A 19,964-nucleotide genomic window follows, 5' to 3' on the forward strand; every position below is an offset into this window, starting at 1 on the left:
GCGCCATGACGCGCGCGATCTCCTACACGCACGGTCTGCATGCAGCAGGCGACATAAACCTGACCGAAAGCAGGGGAAGGGCCGGCAGAACCAGAAATGCCACGGCGACCTGGGATCAATGTCTGGAACATCTCGTCAATCTGGCGCCGTTCCGCCAAATTCAGGTGCCATTAGTGTGCGCCCATGGGACGTGATCTCGGCTGGACCAGGTTGTCCGCCATCTGGGTCTAGCGCTGGGAGGTCGTCCGGCTGCTGCACTGGCTCGCCGGTGGATGCTACCGGTGAGCAACGACACCTTGTTACCACAAGGTGTGCAGTTGTATCCGAAGGGAACCGCCGGGTAGGCGGTAATGTCCGATACTCCTTTGCGAACGCGAAAATCCGCCGGTCCGCTTCCGGCCCCAAAATCGGGCATAAGCTAACGATGATAAGGATGAATTATTATTTCAAATATTCAATGATAAGTTGTCGTACCATCGGTAAAATCCTGCCCCCGCATCCAAAAAAGCCCCGTAACCTCAACAGGTTGCGGGGCTTTTTGCTGTTCCAGGCGCGGAAGCAGCGCAAAGCGTGGTGACGCACCCTGGTGCAATAGCGGGCCCTTGACACGCATCCATAAAAACCCTGCAACCTGAAAAAGTTGCGGGGGTTTTGCTGTACGCAGACATCAACCGCCAAGACGGGGAAAATCAGCGTGGAGCCCCTTTGCCTGGCATCACCCGCACGCTTCCACCCAGGCGCGCACCTGTTCCAACGCACTGTTGCCGGCACCCAGGCGCTTTTCCTCCGCCACCAGGATGGCGTGGAAGGCGCGCAGTTTCACGCCATTGGCACGGGCGTCGGACATTTCCATGCCGCCGGCATCGATCACCAGGTCGATGACCCGTTCCGCCGCATGCAGCCGTCCCAGCAGATAATCATGTTCGCGGTCATGGCGGCTGAAAAAGCCGCCGAACGCGTTCATGCGGGCACTGCGCAGGTCGGCCGGTGCGCCGGCCCGGCGCAGCAGGCGGGCATCGGGTGGGGCGATGCGATCGACGCGGATGGCGTGGAATTCGTCCAGTTCCACCCAGCCCGAGGTGGAGAAGGTCAGCACGTCCCAGAAGGAGAAGCCCAGATAGGCTTCGAATATCTGCCGTCGCGCCGCAGGCCCCAGATAATTCAGGCCCATCAGCGCGAAGATCTCGTCGATCTCCGCCGACTGCTCCTCCAGCTTCCAGACGCCGGCCAGCTGCGCCAGCGCCCGGTCCAGCGTCTGGGGTGACGGCACCGGCCCGTCGGCGCGCATCAGGTTGCCCAGAGCACTGCGTTCGCCGGCATTGAACATGCCCAACCCATCATCTGTCAGGCCGGTGCCGCCGGGCAGGCGCTCCAGCGCGCTGTACAGGCTGGCCTTCATCTCGTCCAGGTCGCGGGCATTGGTGTCGGCATGTTCGCCCTCGCCCACCAGCGGGTAGATGGCATTCAGTTCGCGGATCAGGAAACGCAGGCGACGGGAGCGGAAGGCGATGTCGAAATCGCGCAGGAACCGCACCCAGGCCGGTCTTTTCCCGTCCTCCCCGTCCTCCAGCCGGTCGGGCAGCACGCCGCGCGCCCGCGCCCAGCCATTCAAGGCCTTCAGCAGGGCTACCCGTGCCCCGGCATCGCTGCGCCCCAGGCACGGGCACAGCAGGCCCGCCAGATGTTCCAGCGCCCCTTCGATCTTCAGGCGCAGATAGGCCTCGTACGCGAACCCGGCCTGCGAGGCGGCCTCCGCGCTGGCCCGGTCGCGCCAGTGGCGGATTTCTTCAATCGTGGGGGCGGGTGGCAGGGGGCCGCCCAGTACGCGCTGCACCTGTTCGGTCACGCGGGGTCGCGCGGCATCCAGCAGTCCGCGCAGCCGCTCGATCCTGGCATTGCGGCCGGCGATGGCCAGCAACTCGTCGCGCACCGGCTCGTTGCGCGGAATGTCGGACAAGGCGCCGCGGATGGTGCGGAAGAAACCCGGCGTTTCCGGCCGGGCACCGCCGGTCAGGCGGGCCGGTTTGGGGTCGATATAGACGATGCGGCGGTCCACCTCGCGATAGGCGGGCCGGCCGGCGATGGCCGACAGGGCGGCGGCGAACGGCTTGTTGTTCAGGACCGATCCGTCGATGAAGCTGGCCTGCTCCGGATCGGCCCCCTGGCGGCGATATTCGGCGAAATTGCGCTGGAAGAAATGCGCCCTGCCGTCCCAACCCTCCCCGCGTTCATTCAGCAGCCGGTCCATCTGCCTTATCTGGGCGGGCGGGAAGGCACCGGGATAGCTGGCCGACGCGCGGGCCGCGAAGATCAGGCCGGGCACATCGCCATCCTTGAAATCGCTGTCCACCTCCCCCTCGCCGCCCCGGCGATAGAGGAAGGTGAAACGGTGGCGATGCTCCCGCTCCAGAATCTCCGGCGGGTCATGGGCGGGGATGCGGGTCGTGTAGCCGTGGAAATCGGTGACGGTCACATGCAACGACAGGGGCAGGCCGCGCGGCAGCAGGCTGGCCAGCGGGCGTCTGGCGCTGTCGCCCATGGCATGGGCCGCATCCAGCAGGAAGCCCATCAGCCGGTTGCCGTCGAAGGGTGGGCGGAACCAGCGGGACCGGACGAACAGCGACAGCTTCTCCCGCACCTCCTCATCCGGGGCCAGCCGCTGCAGGCGCTGGTTCACGGCCCAGAGCAGGGGGCGCATGAACCATTTGCTCCATTTGCCGGCCCGGCTGCCGGCGGTCAGCAGGCGGGTGACGTCGGCATTCTCCAGCCACAACACTGTCAGGGGTTCCAGGTCCAGATCATGGGCGAGCGCCCGGGCCAGCAGCACGCCATTGATGCCGCCGGCGCTGGCCCCGGCCACCACATCGATCAGCACGCGCAGCGACAGGTCGGGCAGCAGGTCGCGCAGCAGATCGAAATAGACCGACTCGGTATCGAAGGGACGGGGATCGCCCGCCATCGCAGCCCGGAAGCTGGTCTGCTGGCCGTTGCGGCCGGCATGCAGGGCCTGGCTGGCCCGCACCAGCTTCCACAATTCCTTGGTCACGCCGTGCATATAGACGGCCAGACTGACCCCGCCATAGCAGACCAGGGCGATCCGCAGTTCCTTCTCCTTCACCGCGCCGTCACTCCCCGCCCCTTTGCTCTTGGGACATGACAGTGCGACCCGGCGGGCGGGGCGTCAACATGCCACCGATTGCCCCCGCGACAGGGGCCGCCGGCTTTGCTATGCCAGGAATGCCCATGACCGGGAGGGATCGCCATGACCGCCACAGCACGCACCACCGTCGATCCGGCAGAGATCGAACGGTTCAGCCGCATCGCCGCCGAATGGTGGGATCCGGCCGGCAAGTTCCGGCCGCTGCACAAGTTCAACCCCGTGCGCCTGGCCTGGCTGCGCGATGCGATCTGCAAGGCGCATGGCCGTGATCCGCTGGCACCCCGGCCGCTGGAGGGGCTGCGCATCATCGATGTCGGCTGCGGCGGCGGGTTGCTGGCAGAACCGCTGGCCCGGCTGGGTGCCAGCGTCACCGGCATCGACGCGGCGGAAAAGAATGTCAAGACGGCGGCGGCGCACGCGGCGCAGACCGGCCTGGATGTGGATTACCGCGCCGCCACGGCGGAGGATCTGGCGGCGGCTGGCGAACGGTTCGACGTGGTACTGGCCATGGAGATCGTGGAGCATGTCGCCGATGTCGATCTGTTCGTGGCGGCCGTGTCGGCGCTGGCCCGGCCCGGCGGGCTGGTCTTCATGGCCACCTTGAACCGCACCACCAAGAGCTTTCTGTTTGGCATCGTGGCGGCGGAATATGTGCTGCGCTGGCTGCCGCGCGGCACGCATGACTGGAAGCGCTTCCTGAAGCCATCGGAACTGACGGCTGCGCTGCGCCGGGCCGGCGTGAGCGTGCGGGAACTGTCGGGCGTGACCTATAACCCCTTGTCCGACCGGTTCAGCCTGGCGCCCAAAGATCTGGACGTGAATTACATGCTTTGGGGCGTGCGGGAATGATGGTCAAATCCCGGACACTGTCACCGGCAGCCCGCCCGACAGGCGGCGCAGGCCGCGGGTGATGGCGGGCAGTTCCTTCCTGAACACCCGTTCCAGCGGGCTGACCTGCACCTCCCAGGCGCCCTTACCCTTGGGGCCGGCTACGCGGCGGTGGGTCCAGGTGGCCACGACCCTGCCCTGGCGCAGGATGACGGGGCTGATCCAGCCGGCCACGCGATAGACGGCGGAACGGAACCGGTCGTCCAGATACTGGCTGGTGTCGCCATGGGCCAGCAGGTAAGGATCGAACAGGCCCAGGACGGTGATCTGCCCCGGCGCCGGGGCCGCGTCCTTCACCGCGTCCAGGTCACGGGCCAGGATATAGGCGGGCTTGCCCGCCAGCTTTACCGGGGTGACGTCATCGCCCAGATCGGCAAAGCCCTGATGGGCCGGACCGGCATAGCCGCCGATGAACTTATTGAAATCCCGCGGCGTGGCGGGGCCATAGACGGACAGGTACCGGCGGGCCAGATCGGCCATGGCGGCCCGGCTGTCCAGCACGGGCGGGGGCCGGCCCAGCCATTGCGCCAGACTGACGAACAGCGCCTCGCGGGCACCCTCCCCGTCCTCCTTCTCCGCCGGGCCGTGGCAGACATGGCCCTGGGCGCAGGCCAGCTTGATGATGCCGCCCCAGCTATGTTCCAGCATCGGCCGCGCCCATTCGCCCAGGGTGGGCACCAGCCGGCGCGACAAATCCATGCGACTGTGCGCGCCCTGGTCCAGGGCCGCCACCACGGCGGCGACCAGGATCTCCACCTGTTCCTGGCTCAACCCTTCCTTGGCGTACCAATTGTGATAGGCGCCCACCTGCTGGCGCCGGATGGCCATGACCAGGGGCAGGTCATCGGCCGGCATCAGATGCAGGGTCGACCGCTGGGCCCAGAGCTTGACCAGGCTGCGCTCCTGATAGAGCGCCCGGTCGATATCGGCTTCCCCAGCGCCGCTGTCGCTGCGCGCCCGCAACTGCAGGATGGCGGCGGAATGCACCTGCGCCTGGGCGCCCACCAGGGTGCGGGCCGCCGTCAGGGCATCGGCGACAGGGATCGTCAGATGCTGGCGCTCCAGCCGGAAGGCAAGCGCCTGATTCTGCGTGATCTCGGTCATGGCGGGTCCTGCGGCGGATGGAAACTGACGGGCAGGATGCCGGAGATCAAGTCTGAGAACAATAGGGGAACGGTGGCGATGGTCACCGGCCCAGAATGCCGCTCTCGATGACGCCGTCGATGATGAACTGGCAGGCCAACGCGGTCAGCAGGATGCCCAGCACGCGGTTGATGACATTGATGCCGGTGACGCCCAGCAGCTTCGACACCTCGCCCGCGAAGACCAGACAGACCAGCGTGGCCAGCAGCACGCCCGACAGCACGGCCAGCACGATGGCCTGCATCACCAGGTCGCCATCGGCACGGCCCATCAGCAGCACGACCGAGGTCATGGCTCCCGGCCCGGCGATCAGCGGGATGGCCAGGGGAAAGACGGAGATGTCGGCCTTGTGGGTCGCCTCCTCCTTTTCCTCCGCCGTGGCCGTGCGCAGGCCGCTTTCGCGGGCGAACACCATGTCGATGGCGACCAGCAGCAGCAGGATGCCGCCGGCGATGCGGAAGGCCCCGACACCGATGCCCAGCGAGGTCAGCAGCAATTCACCGATGAAGGCGAAGCCGAACAGCAGGCCCGTACCGATCACCACGCCCTTCACGGCCGTGCGGCGGCGATGGCGCGCATCCATGCCCGCCGTCAGGCCCGCGAACATGGGGCCCAGGCCGATGGGATCAATGGTGACGAAAAAGGCGATGAAAGTGGAAAGGACCAGGTCGGTCATGATGGCCACCGGGCGGGAACGGAGGATGTCGGGAAGGCCCAACTTCTATCCCAGGCGGCGGCAGCCGTGAAGTGTCGGCCCGGCAAGGCTGCTATTTGGCCGGCTCGTTTGATTTCGTTCTTAACGCAGCTTCCTGCCCGGAAATCATGAGAATCCAGGTGTCGAGCAATTCGTCTGTTTTCTTCATATTTTCCTCGAACTTCACTTCGCTGGAGCCGGTCTTTGGTTTGAACTGCGGCAGTGCAGCTTTCAATAATGTCAGACGCGTACGTCCTGCCTCCAGATATGCGGGCTCACGTGCTTTCATACCGGCATCCATTTCAGCCCAAGCCATATACAGGAAGAGTTCCATGACCTTCCCGTCCTGGCGGGCCAGATGGTCGGCGAGGGTGGCTTCAGCATGCTTTCGCGCAAGAGCTGCATAGTCGTTTACACATGCACTACGCTCCTTACTTTGACCGGCACTTATGCAGGCGCTCAGCCTGCGTTCGAGGTCCAGTCCATTCTCCTGGTCGTCGCTTTGCTCATCCCACCGTCTTGCCGCACCAAGCCGGTTGTCAATTTCCGCTTGGCGTATGCGGGGACCACCGACCTTGGCGAGAGCCTTGGAGGCGTCGTTGATCAGGGTCGCAACTTCCATGGCGGTCACCGAACTGCGCGGGCGGCCGTGGTCAGGCATCAGCTTCTCTGCGCTGGTGATCGCCTCCCGCAGTTTATCTGGATTCTTGGTCGCGACACCCAGCCGGTACAGCAGTTCCGCCTGCGCCAACTGGCTTCGGGAGCAAGGTGTGAGATCATCCCGGCACCCAAGCAATCGAGGCATTTGTCGGCGGTGTATCTCCTCCATTCGCGCTAACGTCGTCACATCCGTTGATGCCCGTGCGACGATCATCACGGCTTCGGCGAGGTTAGAGGCAAGGTGGGCTGGTTTGCTGCGCTGATCAGCAATCAGTTCCTGCTCACCAGCGATTACCCGTTCCTCAACGCCCAGCAGAATATTCAGCGCCTCGGTGGCATCCGCAACGGAACCGGTCTTCATCGCACGAAACACCAGTGCATCCGCTATCGCGGACGGTACGTAGGGAGTTCGGATTGATGACCTGTTCCTTGAGCAAGCCCTACTGTCCCGAAGATCGGCCAGGGCCTTTTCCAGCATGGGCCCAGTCACCTCTGGATCATCGGCCAGAGGGCTGCCGGTTACTGCCCAGACAATGATGTTCCCCCGTTCGCGCTTCAAGGTGCAGGCATCATCTGCTGCCGCACCCGGCCTGGACATGTCAGGTTCCGCCAACGCTATCTGCTTCAGGATTCCGTCCAGGCGGGCCCGCTCCTCCTGCCGATTGGGCGCGGGCGGCGCTGGGTCTTTTGGACTGTTGAGGATAACTCCCCTGATCCAGGGCGCCTGCAGATGCATCAGCACGGCAATTTCTAATTGAATCAGGCCGCGCCGCCCCGGCCATTCCGACAGTGACGGCATTGCCAACATCTCATCATAGGACGAACGTGCAAAGGTCGCGGCCTTGGCGGCGGTGGAGTCGCAAAGATAGGCGGTTACGCTCCAATTGGCCTTTGTATAGTGGGTGTCCAGTTTGATCGCACGATTCAGCTCGATCTGCGCTCCGATATCGTTGACATCCTTCACGACAAAGGCCGCCTGATTGAGATAGGCCATGCAGGAGCTCTGGGATATCCGCGCCAGCTGGATATAAAGCCCAGCCAAGGTCAGCTTGGCACTGGCCTTCCACGGCGGGAACTTGTGCTGATCGACCTCGCTTCGGACCGCCTCCAGCTTCGCCAAGTCTTGTTGGAGTTCAGCCAGTTGACGACCATTCCACCCATTTCGGACCCGATCATTGACCTCAGACACCAAAGAATTGAGGGCGAAGCTTTTCTGGTAGTCACGCAAGTCCTGCGCATGAGAGGCGGGCCTGAACAAAACGCCTTGGAGCAGGACGAAGGTGGCAAAGAGAAGATGTAATGTCCGCCCCGTCTTCATTGGTTTAGGTCCATATCTTGCTACCCATAGCTGTGAGTGTGACTGATAAACCAACGGGTTCAAGTAAAACTTGTCTCTACACCGTAATCTCAATCAGGTTTCCATCCGCGTCCTTCACCACCGCCTCGTAATAGCCATCGCCGGTCCAGCGGGGGCCGCCCTCCAGCAGGCCCAGCGCCGACAGACGCGCGGCGAGGTCGTTCACGGCGGCCTCTGACCCCAGCGACAGGGCAATATGGGCCCAGCCATAGCGCTCCCAGCCCTGTTCGCCCTCACCCGACAGCCAGGGCGCGTTCATCAGTTCGATGACGGCCCCTTCCTTCAACCGGACGAAGCGGGAGACGAAACCCGGCCGGCGCCGGCTTTCATAGCGCTCCCCCACTTCCGCCCCGAAATGCGTGGCCCAGAACTGGGTGGCGGTTTCCAGGTCGGCGGTCCAGAGCGCCACATGTGCGATCCTCATGGGCGTTCTCCTCCCGTCATTTGCCCGGCATGATCAGAGCGAAATAGGGCAATGTCGGCTTCTCCGCCGGGCCGAAGGGGCCGGGGACCTTGGTCGACACGGGCTTCAGGCTGCGCAGATAGGCCACGATGGCGGCGGCGTCCGCGTCATTCATGTTCTTATAGCCCATATAGGGCATGACGGGCGCAAGCTGCCGCCCGTCGGGACGCACGCCGGTGCGCAGTGCGGTGACGATTTCCGCATCCGACCAGGTGCCCAGGCCCGTCTCCCGGTCCGGGGTCAGGTTGGACCCGACGAAGACGCCCATGCCCGGCACCTGCCAGCCGATATCGCTGCCGCCCAGAGGCCGGGTCATGTCGGGCTTGCCCTGCATCATGCCGGCCGTGTGGCAGTCACCGCAGCCCAGGATACCCACCAGATAGGCCCCGCGCGCCTTGTCCTGGGCGGGCGTGTCAATGGCGGCGGCCAGCAGCAGGATGAGGGCCAGGATCGGGCGCAGCAGCCGGCCCGGATTGAAACGCATATGCATGATTTGAAAACACCTTCGATCTGCCGGGCCGCCCCGGCCCACCATCCCATCCGGAAGTGATCTTGCCGTCCTGGCCCCAGCCGCGCCACAGGCGTAACATTGGAAACAAGGTAGTGCCCGTCCGCTTACTACATATTTCAAATATGAAAATTGAATCGACTTTCATATTTGACGGTCATGGCGCATTGACACCCATGCTGCACCGCCGTACACCACTGGGGAAAAGCCCATAATGGAGGAGGCCGCGGGCGCACCCATGAGCAAGAAAGTCTATAGCGATGCCGTATCGGCCCTGGCTGGGCTGCTGCGCGACGACATGACCGTGATGGCCGGCGGGTTCGGTCTTTGCGGCATTCCTGAGAACCTGATCGCGGCGATCAAGCTGTCCGGCGTGAAGGGCCTGACGGTCATTTCCAACAATGCCGGCGTCGATGGCTTCGGCCTGGGCCAGCTATTGGAAACCAAGCAGATCGCTAAGATGGTTTCGTCATATGTGGGTGAGAACAAGCTGTTCGCGCAGCAGTTCCTGTCCGGTGAGCTGCAACTGGAATTCAACCCCCAGGGCACGCTGGCCGAGCGCATCCGCGCCGGCGGGGCGGGCATTCCGGCCTTCTTCACCAAGACCGGCGTCGGCACGCTGGTGGCGGAAGGCAAGGAACTGCGCGAGTTCGACGGCGAGACTTTCGTCATGGAGCGGGGCTTGCGTGCCGACCTGGCCATCGTGAAGGCCTGGAAGGGCGACACCGAAGGCAACCTGATCTATCGCAAGACCGCGCGGAACTTCAACCCGATGATGGCCATGGCCGGCCGCATCACGGTGGCGGAGGTCGAACAGCTGGTCAATGTCGGCATGATCGATCCCGATCATGTCCATACGCCGGGCATTTTCGTGCAGCGCCTGATCGAAGGCACGCATGAGAAGCGCATCGAACAGCGCACCACCCGCAAGCGCGACTAAGGGCAAGGGAGAGACGGACCATGGCTTGGACCCGTGAGGAAATGGCCGCCCGCGCAGCGCGTGAACTGCGCGACGGCTTCTATGTCAACCTGGGCATCGGCATCCCGACACTGGTGGCGAACTTCATCCCCGAAGGGATGCATGTCACGCTCCAGTCGGAAAACGGCATGCTGGGCATGGGCCCCTTCCCGTTCGAGGGGGAAGAGGATGCCGATCTGATCAATGCCGGCAAGCAGACCATCACCGAGCTGCCCTATAGCAGCTATTTCAGCAGTGCCGACAGCTTCGCCATGATCCGTGGCGGGCATATCGACCTGTCGGTGCTGGGCGCCATGCAGGTGGCCGCCAATGGCGATCTGGCCAACTGGATGATCCCCGGCAAGATGGTCAAGGGCATGGGCGGCGCCATGGACCTGGTGGCCGGCGTCAAGAAGGTCGTGGTGGTGATGGAACATTGCGCCGTCGACAAGAAGACGGGCGCGATTGAACCGAAACTGCTCAACGCCTGCACCCTGCCGCTGACCGGCACACGCGTCGTGGACCTGGTGGTCACCGACCTGGGCGTGTTCCAGGTGGACAAGCATGGCACCGGCCCGCTGACCCTGATCGAACTGGCCCCCGGCGTCACGCTGGCGGAGATCAAGTCGAAGACGGAAGCGGAATTCGAGGTGGCCGCGGCCGTGGTTTCGTAATCACGCTGCCCAAACGACGAAGGGGAGCGGACCGGCTGGTGCTGGTCCGCTCCCCCTTTTTTTGCGGCTCGCTTACCGCCGGCGCGGCGGGGCCGGGCGGCGCGGGGCGCCGTTGGTGGGGGCGCTGCGCTCGTCCTTGTGGCGATACGTGATGCGGCCCTTGCTGAGATCATAGGGCGTCATTTCGATCGTGACACGGTCGCCGGCCAGCGAACGGATGCGGCTTTTGCGCATGCGGCCAGCGGTGTAGGCGATAATCTCATGCCCGTTTTCCAGCTTCACACGGAAACGCCCGTCAGGCAGGGCCTCTGCGATGATACCGTCGAATTCGATGAATTCTTCTTTGGTCATGTTTTTCCCCTGAAACAGAAAGGGCGGCGGCATGTACCCATGCCGCCGCCCCTTCAAAGCCGTCCTGGTCGTGGATTTACGCCACGCGCAGGTTTTCAGCCGCCGTCTTGCCCTTGCGCGGATCGCGCACGGGGTCGAAGCTGACCTTCTGGCCTTCGTTCAGGGTGGACAGGCCAGCGCGCTCAACGGCGGAGATGTGGACGAAAACGTCCGACGAGCCGTCCTCGGGCTGGATGAAGCCAAAACCCTTGGTGCTGTTGAACCACTTGACGGTACCGATAGACATGGAAGCCTCCTGGGATAGTTCCCGTTCGGAGCTGCCCGGCGCGAGAGTGCGGCACGGGCATCAAAGTCACGACGGGGAAGAACCAGCGGTAGCCGGAAGATAGCCCAGTAGCAAAGTCGACCCGTCCAAGATGGGCGCTTATCCGCCCCATAACAAGGACCATCGCTTGCCCTGCCTCACATGGCAGGCGCGCGTCGGCTGGTGGCGGCCCTTCCCCCGCCTTTGCGTTTGGGTCATCCTCTCCCCTAAATCCAGGGGAGGAGCCGGGCATGAGTGAGGCCGCCGATTATCCGCGCACGGCGCGCGGCAGCAATTTTTTCGACACCGACACCAACCTGATCCGCCTGCTGGAACGTCGCGCCCCGCATGTGCTGGAGGCACATGAGGGCCGGTTGTCGGAATTCGGTGCCTGGGCCGGTGACGCGTTGGACCGGCAGGCGGAATATACCGACCGCTTCGCACCGCCGCGCCTGGACCCCTATGATATCGATGGTAACCGCACGGGCCGCGTCGTCTTCAACCCCGACTATCTGGCCTGCCATGCCGAGGCCTACAGGCGGGGTGCGGTGGGGCTGGCCTATCTGCCGGAGGGCAAGGGGCCGACGGGGGCACCCAGCCATGCCGCCTGCTTTGCCATGGGTTACATGCTGTCGCAGGCCGATATCTCCATCCATTGCCCCGTCACCATGACGGGCGCGGTGGCGCATGTGCTGGACACGCTTGCACCTGCGGATGTGCGCGGCCGCTATCTGCCCGAGATGATCCGCATGGATGGGCTGGCCCTGTCGGGCGGCACTTGGGCGACGGAACTGCATGGCGGGTCGGATGTGGGGGCCACGACGACGCGGGCGGAGCGGCGCAATGACGGCCACCGGCTGCATGGGATCAAATGGTTCACCAGCAATGCCGGCGCCGGCCTGGCCATGGCCACGGCCCGGCCCGATGGCGCGGAAGCGGGTGGACGGGGCCTGGGTTGTTACCTCGTGCCCTCGCATCTGGAGGATGGCACGCCCAACCATCAGCGGGCCCGACGGTTGAAGGAAAAGGCGGGGACCAAGGGGTTGGCCACGGCGGAACTGGACCTGAATGGCTGCTGGGCTGTGGAACTGGCCGCCCCACCGGACGGGTTGAAGATGATGATGGCGGCGCTGGAGTACAGCCGCATCCATAATGCCGTGGGATCGGCCGGGCTGATCCGCCGGGCCTTCCTGGAAAGTGCCGGCTGGGCCACGCACCGGGTGGCCTTCGGCAAGCCCATCCGCCAATACCCGATGGTGCAGGACCAGTTGCTGGACATGATGATGGAGCAGGAGGCGGCCACGGCGCTCTCCTTCGAGTCGGTCCTGTCCTTCGATGCGCATCTGGCTGATCCCGACATGGGCGGGGACTGGCTGCGGCTGGCCACGGCGCTTGCCAAGTACCGCACGGCCGAACAGGCGGTGACGGCCTGCCGTCAGGCGGTGGAGATGGTGGGCGGCAACGGCTATACCGACGAGATGGCGACCAGCCGCTTCTATCGCGACTGTCTGGTCGTGTCGGTGTGGGAGGGACCGGCCAATATCCAGGCCCTGGAATTGCTGCGCATGGTCACGGGCAAGCGGCCGGGCGACCAGATATTCCTGGGCCGGGTGGGCACCATCCTGTCCGACCTGCCGCCCACGTCGCGGGAAGCGTCGGCGGCGGATGTGTCGGCCGTGCTGGAAGGGGCGATAGAGGAATGCCGCGCCGCCCTGTCCTTCCTGCGCCGCCAACCTGAGCAGGGATCGCGCCATGGCCGCCGCCTGCTGGGCCTGATGGCCGATACGCTGGCGGCTTCCTTGCTGTGCGAGGAAGCGGTGGCGGAGCTGAAATGGGGCGACCGGCGCAAATGGCTGGTGGCCAGCCGCTTCGTGCTGAAGGTGCTGGGCAAGGCCGACCCGATCAATGCCGATATCGACCCCGCCAATGCCGAATTCGACGCTGTGCTGGCCTACGAGCCGGTGGACTGGTGAGAGGGTGGTTGCTCCCCCTTCTTGCTCACGCCGCCGCCTTGCGCGTGTCGATCCAGTCCTGAACCACTTCTTCCAGGATGGGCAGGGTGACGGGGCCGTTGGTCAGCACCGCGTCGTGGAAGCCACGGATGTCGAATTTCGGCCCCAGTTCGGCCTTGGCCTTTTCCCGTAGGTCCAGGATCTTGTTCATGCCGATCTTGTAGCCCAGCGCCTGGCCCGGCCAGACGAAATAGCGGTCGATCTCCGTCCTGTTGTCCGACAGCGGATTGGCCGTGTTCTCGTTCATCCAGGCGACGGCCTGTTCACGCGTCCAGCGCTTGTGGTGGATGCCGGTATCCAGTACCAGCCGGCCGGCGCGGAACAGTTCGGACACGATGCGCCCGGCCTCCGACAAGGGCTGCTTGTAGAAGCCGTAATCCTTGGCCATGCGTTCGGTATACATGGCCCAGCCTTCGCCATAGGCGGTGTCCCAGGCATATTTGCGGAAGGTGGGCAGGCCCTGCACCTCCTGCGCGATGGCGATCTGCATATGATGGCCGGGCAGGCCCTCATGATGGCACAAAGCCTCCAGATCGTGGCGGGTCTGCACCGACATGTCGGACAGGTTGGCATAGAACACGCCGGGCCGCGTGCCGTCAGGCGATGAGGGTTCGTAGAAGGCGCTGGGCGTGGCGTTCTCGCGATAGGCTTCCACCGGCTTCACCACCATTTTGGCCTTGGGCAGGGTGCCGAACATCTCCGGCAGGCGGGCGGCCATGTCGTCGATATAGGCGGTGGCGGTGGCCAGATATTCCTTGCGACCCTCGGCACTGTCGGGGAAGCGCACCGACGGGTCGGTACGCACGAAATTAAAGAAATCCTGGACGCTGCCCTGGAAGCCTAGCTTCGCCATGGCCTCGCGCAGCTCGCCATGCAGGCGGGCCGTCTCTGCCAAGCCCAGGGCGTGGATGTCGTCGGCCGACATGTCCAGGCCGGTATGCAGCTTGATCTGGGCCTTGTAGAAATCGGCCCCGTCGGGCAGGGACCAGACGCCGTTGCTGTTCTTCTGGGTGGTGGCTAGGTCGGTGACGGTGGCGATGAACCGCTCATAGGCGGGTTTCACCCCGCCGGTCAGGGCACGGGTCCCGGCCGCGATCAGGGTCTTCTTCCGGGCATCGGGAATGGTGAGCTTGCCCACCTTCTCCTTCAGGTCGGCCAGCAGCGGGCTGTCTTGCTTGGCGCCCTTGTCGAACGGGGCGCCGGAGATGACGTTGTGGGCGGCCTCGATGATGCGGTCGAAGCTGAAGGCCGGGGGCAGCACGCCGGCCTTGGCATCGCGGCGCATATTCTCCGCCGCCACGTCGATGACGGCGGCCACACCCTCCAGCCGCTTCACATAATCGCGCGCATCGCCCTCATTGGTGATGGCGTGATAGCCGATCAGGAAGGAGGGCACGTCGGTATGGGAACCCTGCAAATGGCTGACCGTATAACCGTGGCGGCGCCAGCGATAACCCTGCAGGCTGCGGCGCAACTGGCCCTCGAACAGCTTGTGGGAGACGCGCGCCGTGGGCGACAAGGCGCCCAGATCAAAGGCTGACAGACCCTTCAGCTGTTTGGCGGTGATCGACAGGCTCAGCTGCTGGAACGCCTCATCCGGCAGGGTCCAGCTGTCATGGGGGCCGGGCAGCCCCATGCGCGTGCGCTGTTCCGGGCTGCGCGCCAGATCATCCTGCCAGCATTTTTCCAGATAATCGTTCAGCGCCTTGTCGGCCGGGCTGTCCTGGCCGGCCAGGGCCAGGCGGGGCATGATGCCGTCCAGCGCCATGGCGGTGGCGGACAGGGCGAACAGCCCGGACAGGGCGGTGCGGCGGGTCAGGACGGGCATGTTGGCTCCGGTTCTGGAACGGTTGGATCGCTGGCCAGCATCCTACCCGTTCCCGACCTTGGGCCAAGAAGTCCATTGTAAACAAGCTGTAACGGGAAGGGGGATTTAATCCCGGCTGGGACGGCCCTGGACCGTGTCGCTGCTGGGGCTGCGCATCACGCTCTTGCCCTTGTCGGGATTGGGGGTGTCGGTCATGCGGTCGCTGCGGCGGTTGGGGGTGAAGGGATCGCCGTAGATCTTGCTCAGCCGGTCGAACTCCTTGCGGTGATGCTCCCATTCCTCCTGAAAATCGGGCTCGTTGCGGCGGCCGCGGACGATGATCTCATCCTCCATGGCCGGCTGCTGCTGGGCCTTGGCACCCTGCGGCTGCGCGTCCGGCTGCTGCGCCTTCACGGCCAGCGCCGCCATCAGCAGGAACAGCACGGCGAACAGCAGCAAAAGCCCTGCCTCCAGCATCAACCGCATGTACATCGCCCCCATTCAGCCACCCTGCGGTGCAACATGTCACAGATTGCGACGCGTGAACATAGTTCAAAAGATGTAGAAGGGATCAATTCCCGGCCAGCGGCTCGTACCAATCGGATGGCAGGCCGGCCAGATCGCGCGACATTCCGTTGAAGGGGCGTTTCAGCTCGCCCTTGAAATGGGTGCGGACCAGGTGCTGCCACCAGGGGCCGGCCTCCTGCCCCATGGCCTGTGCCGCCACCTGGAACCAGCGGCGGCCCGTGGCGACATGGCCGACCTCGTCGCGCAGGATGATCTCCAGCACGGCCACGCTCTCCTGATCGCCGGCCCTGGTCAGGCTGGCGATGATGGCGGGGGTGACATCCAGGCCGCGCGCCTCCAGCACCATGGGCACGACCGCCAGCCGGGCGGCCAAGTCGTGGGCCGTGGCTTCGGACGCCTGCCACAGGCCGTCATGGGCCGGGTGGTCACCATAGGCAGCGCCCAGGCTGGCCAGACGGTCGGCCACCAGGGTGAAATGCAGCGCCTCTTCATCTGCCACGCGCAGCCAGTCGGTGTGAAAGGCGATGGGCAGGGGCGTGCCGTCGGGCAATTGGTGGAACCGGGCCAGGATGTCCCAGGCCAGATCGATGGCGTTCAGCTCGATATGGGCGATGGCGTGCAGCAGCGCGATGCGGTTGGCCAGGGACTGTCCCTTGCCGCGCTTGGGCATGTCTTTGGGGTGGCACAGTTCCGGCTTTGCGGGCCGTGCGGGTCGGGCCGGCGGGGTGGCGCGCCCCAGGTCGGTGATGGCCCCCTCGCGCCAGGCGGCGGCGAAGGTGCGGGAGAGACGGGCCTTTTCATGCGCGTCGGCGGTGGTCAGGACGGTGACGGCGGCGGCGGAGAGGGTGGTGGGGAGCATGGGCCGTACTTCGATCAAACCCCATACGCGCCTCCCCGGCGAAAGCCGGGGCCCAGGGGTCACAGGAAATAAGGTATCGGCAGTGCTGAGCAACGCTGCTGAGCGGTCGGGCTTGCGGCCCCTGGGCCCCGGCTTTCGCCGGGGAGGCGGTTTATCGGGGGGATACTCCCAATCAAACCGAGAAACTCTCCCCACAGCCGCAGCGCGCCTTCTCGTTGGGGTTCTTGAAGGTGAAGCCGGACTGGAACTTGTCGTCGGCATAGTCCATTTCGCTGCCGATCAGGAACATGGTGGCGGCGGGGTCGATCAGGATCGTGACACCCTTGTCCTCCACCACCTCCTCGAACTTCTTCTTTTCCTCGGCATATTCCACGAAATAGGACATGCCCGAACAGCCACGGGTCTTCACGCCGACGCGCAGGCCGATGATCGGCTTTTCCGACCGGGACATCAGTTCGCGGACCCGGTCGGCGGCGGCGTCTGTCAGGGTCAGGGCCTTGGGCAGGGGACGGGCCATGGTAGGGCTCCTTCGTTCAAAACATGTTCAGCGCGATGCGGGCATCGTCGCTCATCCGGCTGGGATCCCAGCCGGGTTCCCAGATCAGTTCGACATGCACGCTGGCGACACCGTCGACGGCGGCCACCACCTGCTGCACCTGGCCCGGCATCTCACCGGCTACGGGGCAGGCCGGCGCCGTCAGGGTCATGTCGATCTCGACATCGCCGTCACCATCCACGTCGCAGCGGTAGATCAGCCCCAGCTCATAGATATTCACCGGGATTTCCGGATCATAGACGGTGCGCAGCGCCTCCACCACCCGGTCATGGAGCGGGGCGTCGGCGGGCAGCTTCTCATCCGCCGGAATGTCCACGGGGCTGCCCATGGAAACGTCGGGGGCGATGGGGCGGTGGCTGTGGCTCATGATCGATGTCCGCTCAGAAGGACGCGTTTTCAGTGGAAGTCGTTGCCTCGCCATGCAGCGCGGCATTCATCGTGTGCCAGGCCAGCGTGGCGCATTTCACCCGCATGGGGAATTCGCGCACGCCCGACAGGACGGCCAGCTTGTCCGTGGCATCCTCGTCCAGGGGGCCATGGTCGCCCTGTTCATCCTCGTCCTTGGTGCACATGTCGTGGAAATAGCCGAACAGGGCCTCGGCCTCCTTCATCGACTTGCCGCGCAGGATCTCCGTCATCAGGCTGGCGCTGGCTTGGCTGATGGCGCAGCCACGCCCGTCGAAATGCAGGTCCTGGAGGGTGCCGTCATCCGCGACGGTCAGATAGATAGCGATCTTGTCCCCGCACATGGGATTGTCGCCGCGTGCCGTGCGGTTGAAGGCGGCGGGCTTGCCGAAATTCCGCGGGTGCTTGCCATGGTCCAGGATGACTTCCTGGTAAAGGTCGCGCAGATCATCAAACATATGGATATCCGCCCTTATCCGAAAAAGGCTTTGCAGGCCTGGACTGCGTCGACCAGCGCATCCACCTCAGCCTCGGTATTATAGAGGCCGAAACTGGCCCGCGCCGTCGCCCCCACCCCGAACCGGTCCATCAGCGGTTCGGCGCAGTGCCGGCCGACCCGCACGGCCACCCCGCCGCGATCCAGCAAGGTGCCGATATCGTGGGGATGGATGCCGTCCATGGTGAAGCTGATGATGGCGGCCTTATCCGGGGCGGTACCGATGATGCGCAGCCCGTCGACCTCCGACAGGCGGTGGGTGGCATAGGCCAGCAGGCGCTGTTCATGCGCCTGGATGGCGTCCATGCCCAGCGCCGTCACATAGTCGATGGCAGCCCCCAGCCCGATCCCTTCCACGATGGCCGGCGTTCCGGCCTCGAACCGGTACGGCGCCTCGCGATAGGTGGTCTTCTCGAAACTGACCGTGCTGATCATGTCGCCGCCGCCCTGCCAGGGCGGCATGGCGTCGAGAAGCTCCTTGCGGCCATACAGCACGCCGATGCCGGTGGGGCCATACAGCTTGTGCCCCGTGAAGACGTAGAAATCGGCGTCGATGGCCTGCACGTCCACGGGCTGGTGCACGGCGGCCTGGCTGCCATCGAAGATCACCGTCATGCCCTTGGCATGGGCCAGACGGGATATGCGGGCCGCCGGGTTCACCGTGCCCAGCACATTGCTGGCATGGGTGATGGAGACCAGCTTGACGTCGGGCGTCAGCATGGCCTCATAGGCATCCATGTCCAGGCTGCCATCATCCAGCACGGGCACCACCTTGATCGTAATGCCGATCCGGTCGCGCAGCAGTTGCCAGGGCACGATATTGGCGTGATGTTCCATCCAGGAGATGACCACCGCATCGCCCGCCTTCAGGAACTTGCCCGCCCAGCTATGGGCCAGCAGGTTGAACGCCTCCGTCGCGTTGCGGGTGAAGACGATGTTTTCGCGGCTGGGCGCGTTCAGGAACGTGGCGACCTTGTCGCGCACCGCCTCATACAGGTCGGTCGACCGCTGCGACAGGAAATGCACGCCGCGATGCACATTGGCGTAGTCATGTTCCAGCAGATGCGACATGGCGTCGATCACCTGGCGCGGCTTCTGTGCGCTGGCACCATTATCCAGATAGACCAGGGGCTTGCCGGCGCGGCCCTTCTTTTCATGCACCAGCCGCGTCAGGATCGGGAAATCCTGGCGGATGCGGGTCACGTCGTAGGGGGCATTGCCCAGCTTGTGCAGCGCTTCACTCATGATCATCCCCGATGGCGCGGCGCAACCAGTCACGGCCCCGGCCCAGAAGGTAGTTATCCACCCGCATGCGGCGGGCATAGCCGTGGTGGAGAAAGAAATCCGGACTTTGGTAATCGATGGGCATCACGGTGGCCCAGCGGCACCCGGCCTCGGCCCCCCGCCGTTCCAGTTCGGCCAGCACCTGCCGCCCCGCCCCGCGCCCCCGCCACAACGGCACGACAGCCAGATCGACCAGGGTGAGATAGGCGCCGTCCAGCACGGCCAGACCCGCCGCCACGCGCACCCCGCCCGCATCGACCGCCTCCACCGTCATTTCGGTATAGGGGTCGGGGATGGTCAGGTACCAATGGGCGTCCAGGCCGTTTTCCACGGCCTGCACATCCGCCGGATCGGGCGATTCCGCCCGGTGCAGATACAGACCGGCCGGCAGGGGCAAGGCGGGGGCCGTGGAAAGCGGCGTCTTGCTGAAATAATGCCGGTCATGACCCCAGGTGAAATCGGCGAACACGCCCTGGCTGACAAAGCCATAGCGGGGGTAATAATCCGGACCCTGGAACCCCATGGTCGACAGGTAAAGCCGGTTGGCTCCCGCCGCGACCGCCGCGTTCTCCGCCGCGCGCAGCAATGCTGCCCCCAGCCCCCGGCCCCGCCAGGGGGCATCCACCCACAGCACATGCATGTAGGCGTCAACGCCATAGAGCCAGACGACCGCGCCCGCCTGGATCAATCCGGCGCTGTCGCGGATGAACAGGCCCAGGGGCCGGCGGTCCATGCCCAGGGCGGCACGTTCGGCCGCCATCGCCCGTTCATGCAGCCAGGCCATGACGTCCCCGTCCGCCGGGTGGCGGCGGTACAGCGTCAGGGCAGGGCGGCGGGACAGGCTGTCGGGCATCGGT

Annotated in this window: 20 protein-coding genes; 4 read left to right on the forward strand and 16 right to left on the reverse strand. The window is 64.9% G+C overall.

Features of this window, described 5'->3' with window-relative positions; all coding sequences use genetic code 11:
• Nucleotides 1–715: 715 nt before the first annotated feature.
• On the reverse strand, nucleotides 716–3,118 hold the full coding sequence (locus AC1Q7F_RS00280; RefSeq protein WP_492502634.1) for a patatin-like protein: 2,403 nt from the start codon (nucleotides 3,116–3,118) through the stop codon (nucleotides 716–718).
• Nucleotides 3,119–3,262: 144 nt separating this feature from the next.
• On the opposite strand from AC1Q7F_RS00280, the gene ubiG reads away from it, so the two are divergent.
• Entirely contained in the window at nucleotides 3,263–4,009 is a 747-nt protein-coding gene (ubiG, locus tag AC1Q7F_RS00285) for a bifunctional 2-polyprenyl-6-hydroxyphenol methylase/3-demethylubiquinol 3-O-methyltransferase UbiG (RefSeq protein ID WP_492502636.1), read from the forward strand.
• A gap of 3 nt (nucleotides 4,010–4,012) precedes the next feature.
• Here ubiG and AC1Q7F_RS00290 read toward each other — a convergent pair whose 3' ends face one another.
• From AC1Q7F_RS00290 to AC1Q7F_RS00310, 5 genes are all read right to left on the reverse strand, one after another.
• The gene (locus AC1Q7F_RS00290; protein ID WP_492502638.1) at nucleotides 4,013–5,152 is read right to left on the reverse strand and encodes a winged helix DNA-binding domain-containing protein; all 1,140 of its coding nucleotides are present in this window, start codon (nucleotides 5,150–5,152) and stop codon (nucleotides 4,013–4,015) included.
• A gap of 82 nt (nucleotides 5,153–5,234) precedes the next feature.
• A complete protein-coding gene (locus AC1Q7F_RS00295; RefSeq protein ID WP_492502640.1) occupies nucleotides 5,235–5,867 on the reverse strand; it encodes a MarC family protein in 633 nt (210 codons plus the stop codon).
• Nucleotides 5,868–5,958: 91 nt separating this feature from the next.
• Nucleotides 5,959–7,863 carry a hypothetical protein gene (locus AC1Q7F_RS00300; protein ID WP_492502642.1) on the reverse strand — a complete coding sequence of 635 codons (1,905 nt, stop codon included), beginning with the start codon at nucleotides 7,861–7,863 and terminating at the stop codon, nucleotides 5,959–5,961.
• A gap of 76 nt (nucleotides 7,864–7,939) precedes the next feature.
• Nucleotides 7,940–8,326 (reverse strand): VOC family protein, encoded by a 387-nt coding sequence (locus AC1Q7F_RS00305; protein ID WP_492502644.1) that lies wholly within the window; start codon nucleotides 8,324–8,326, stop codon nucleotides 7,940–7,942.
• A 16-nt stretch (nucleotides 8,327–8,342) separates the two neighbouring features.
• Nucleotides 8,343–8,855: a c-type cytochrome gene (locus AC1Q7F_RS00310; protein ID WP_492502646.1), complete on the reverse strand. Its 513-nt coding sequence runs from the start codon at nucleotides 8,853–8,855 to the stop codon at nucleotides 8,343–8,345.
• A gap of 256 nt (nucleotides 8,856–9,111) precedes the next feature.
• Here AC1Q7F_RS00310 and AC1Q7F_RS00315 point away from each other — a divergent pair, with 256 nt between their 5' ends.
• Entirely contained in the window at nucleotides 9,112–9,813 is a 702-nt protein-coding gene (locus AC1Q7F_RS00315) for a CoA transferase subunit A (protein WP_492502648.1), read from the forward strand.
• A 20-nt stretch (nucleotides 9,814–9,833) separates the two neighbouring features.
• A complete protein-coding gene (locus AC1Q7F_RS00320; protein WP_492502650.1) occupies nucleotides 9,834–10,505 on the forward strand; it encodes a 3-oxoacid CoA-transferase subunit B in 672 nt (223 codons plus the stop codon).
• A 72-nt stretch (nucleotides 10,506–10,577) separates the two neighbouring features.
• Here AC1Q7F_RS00320 and infA read toward each other — a convergent pair whose 3' ends face one another.
• Together infA and AC1Q7F_RS00330 are read right to left on the reverse strand one after the other, a co-directional pair.
• On the reverse strand, nucleotides 10,578–10,856 hold the full coding sequence (gene infA, locus AC1Q7F_RS00325; protein ID WP_492502652.1) for a translation initiation factor IF-1: 279 nt from the start codon (nucleotides 10,854–10,856) through the stop codon (nucleotides 10,578–10,580).
• A gap of 76 nt (nucleotides 10,857–10,932) precedes the next feature.
• Nucleotides 10,933–11,142 carry a cold-shock protein gene (locus AC1Q7F_RS00330; RefSeq protein ID WP_492502654.1) on the reverse strand — a complete coding sequence of 70 codons (210 nt, stop codon included), beginning with the start codon at nucleotides 11,140–11,142 and terminating at the stop codon, nucleotides 10,933–10,935.
• Between the two features lie 269 nt (nucleotides 11,143–11,411).
• Between AC1Q7F_RS00330 and AC1Q7F_RS00335 the strand changes: the two genes are divergently transcribed.
• A complete protein-coding gene (locus AC1Q7F_RS00335) occupies nucleotides 11,412–13,133 on the forward strand; it encodes an acyl-CoA dehydrogenase family protein (protein WP_492502656.1) in 1,722 nt (573 codons plus the stop codon).
• A gap of 25 nt (nucleotides 13,134–13,158) precedes the next feature.
• Here AC1Q7F_RS00335 and AC1Q7F_RS00340 read toward each other — a convergent pair whose 3' ends face one another.
• From AC1Q7F_RS00340 to AC1Q7F_RS00375, 8 genes are all read right to left on the reverse strand, one after another.
• A complete protein-coding gene (locus AC1Q7F_RS00340) occupies nucleotides 13,159–15,000 on the reverse strand; it encodes a DUF885 domain-containing protein (RefSeq protein ID WP_492502658.1) in 1,842 nt (613 codons plus the stop codon).
• Nucleotides 15,001–15,105: 105 nt separating this feature from the next.
• Nucleotides 15,106–15,471: a hypothetical protein gene (locus tag AC1Q7F_RS00345; RefSeq protein ID WP_492502660.1), complete on the reverse strand. Its 366-nt coding sequence runs from the start codon at nucleotides 15,469–15,471 to the stop codon at nucleotides 15,106–15,108.
• Nucleotides 15,472–15,550: 79 nt separating this feature from the next.
• Nucleotides 15,551–16,366, reverse strand: coding sequence for a ferritin-like domain-containing protein (locus AC1Q7F_RS00350; RefSeq protein WP_492502662.1), 816 nt, complete (start codon nucleotides 16,364–16,366; stop codon nucleotides 15,551–15,553).
• A gap of 172 nt (nucleotides 16,367–16,538) precedes the next feature.
• Nucleotides 16,539–16,883, reverse strand: coding sequence for a HesB/IscA family protein (locus AC1Q7F_RS00355; protein ID WP_492502664.1), 345 nt, complete (start codon nucleotides 16,881–16,883; stop codon nucleotides 16,539–16,541).
• Nucleotides 16,884–16,899: 16 nt separating this feature from the next.
• Nucleotides 16,900–17,289: an SUF system Fe-S cluster assembly protein gene (locus AC1Q7F_RS00360; RefSeq protein WP_492502666.1), complete on the reverse strand. Its 390-nt coding sequence runs from the start codon at nucleotides 17,287–17,289 to the stop codon at nucleotides 16,900–16,902.
• A 13-nt stretch (nucleotides 17,290–17,302) separates the two neighbouring features.
• Nucleotides 17,303–17,785, reverse strand: coding sequence for a Fe-S cluster assembly sulfur transfer protein SufU (sufU, locus tag AC1Q7F_RS00365; protein WP_492502668.1), 483 nt, complete (start codon nucleotides 17,783–17,785; stop codon nucleotides 17,303–17,305).
• A gap of 14 nt (nucleotides 17,786–17,799) precedes the next feature.
• Nucleotides 17,800–19,074, reverse strand: coding sequence for a cysteine desulfurase (locus AC1Q7F_RS00370; RefSeq protein WP_492502670.1), 1,275 nt, complete (start codon nucleotides 19,072–19,074; stop codon nucleotides 17,800–17,802).
• Nucleotides 19,061–19,960, reverse strand: coding sequence for a GNAT family N-acetyltransferase (locus AC1Q7F_RS00375; RefSeq protein WP_492502672.1), 900 nt, complete (start codon nucleotides 19,958–19,960; stop codon nucleotides 19,061–19,063). The genes AC1Q7F_RS00370 and AC1Q7F_RS00375 overlap by 14 nt, the downstream gene beginning before the upstream one ends.
• Nucleotides 19,961–19,964: the final 4 nt, after the last annotated feature.

The sequence above is a fragment of the Niveispirillum sp. GW835-FHT14G11 genome, from assembly GCF_058793615.1.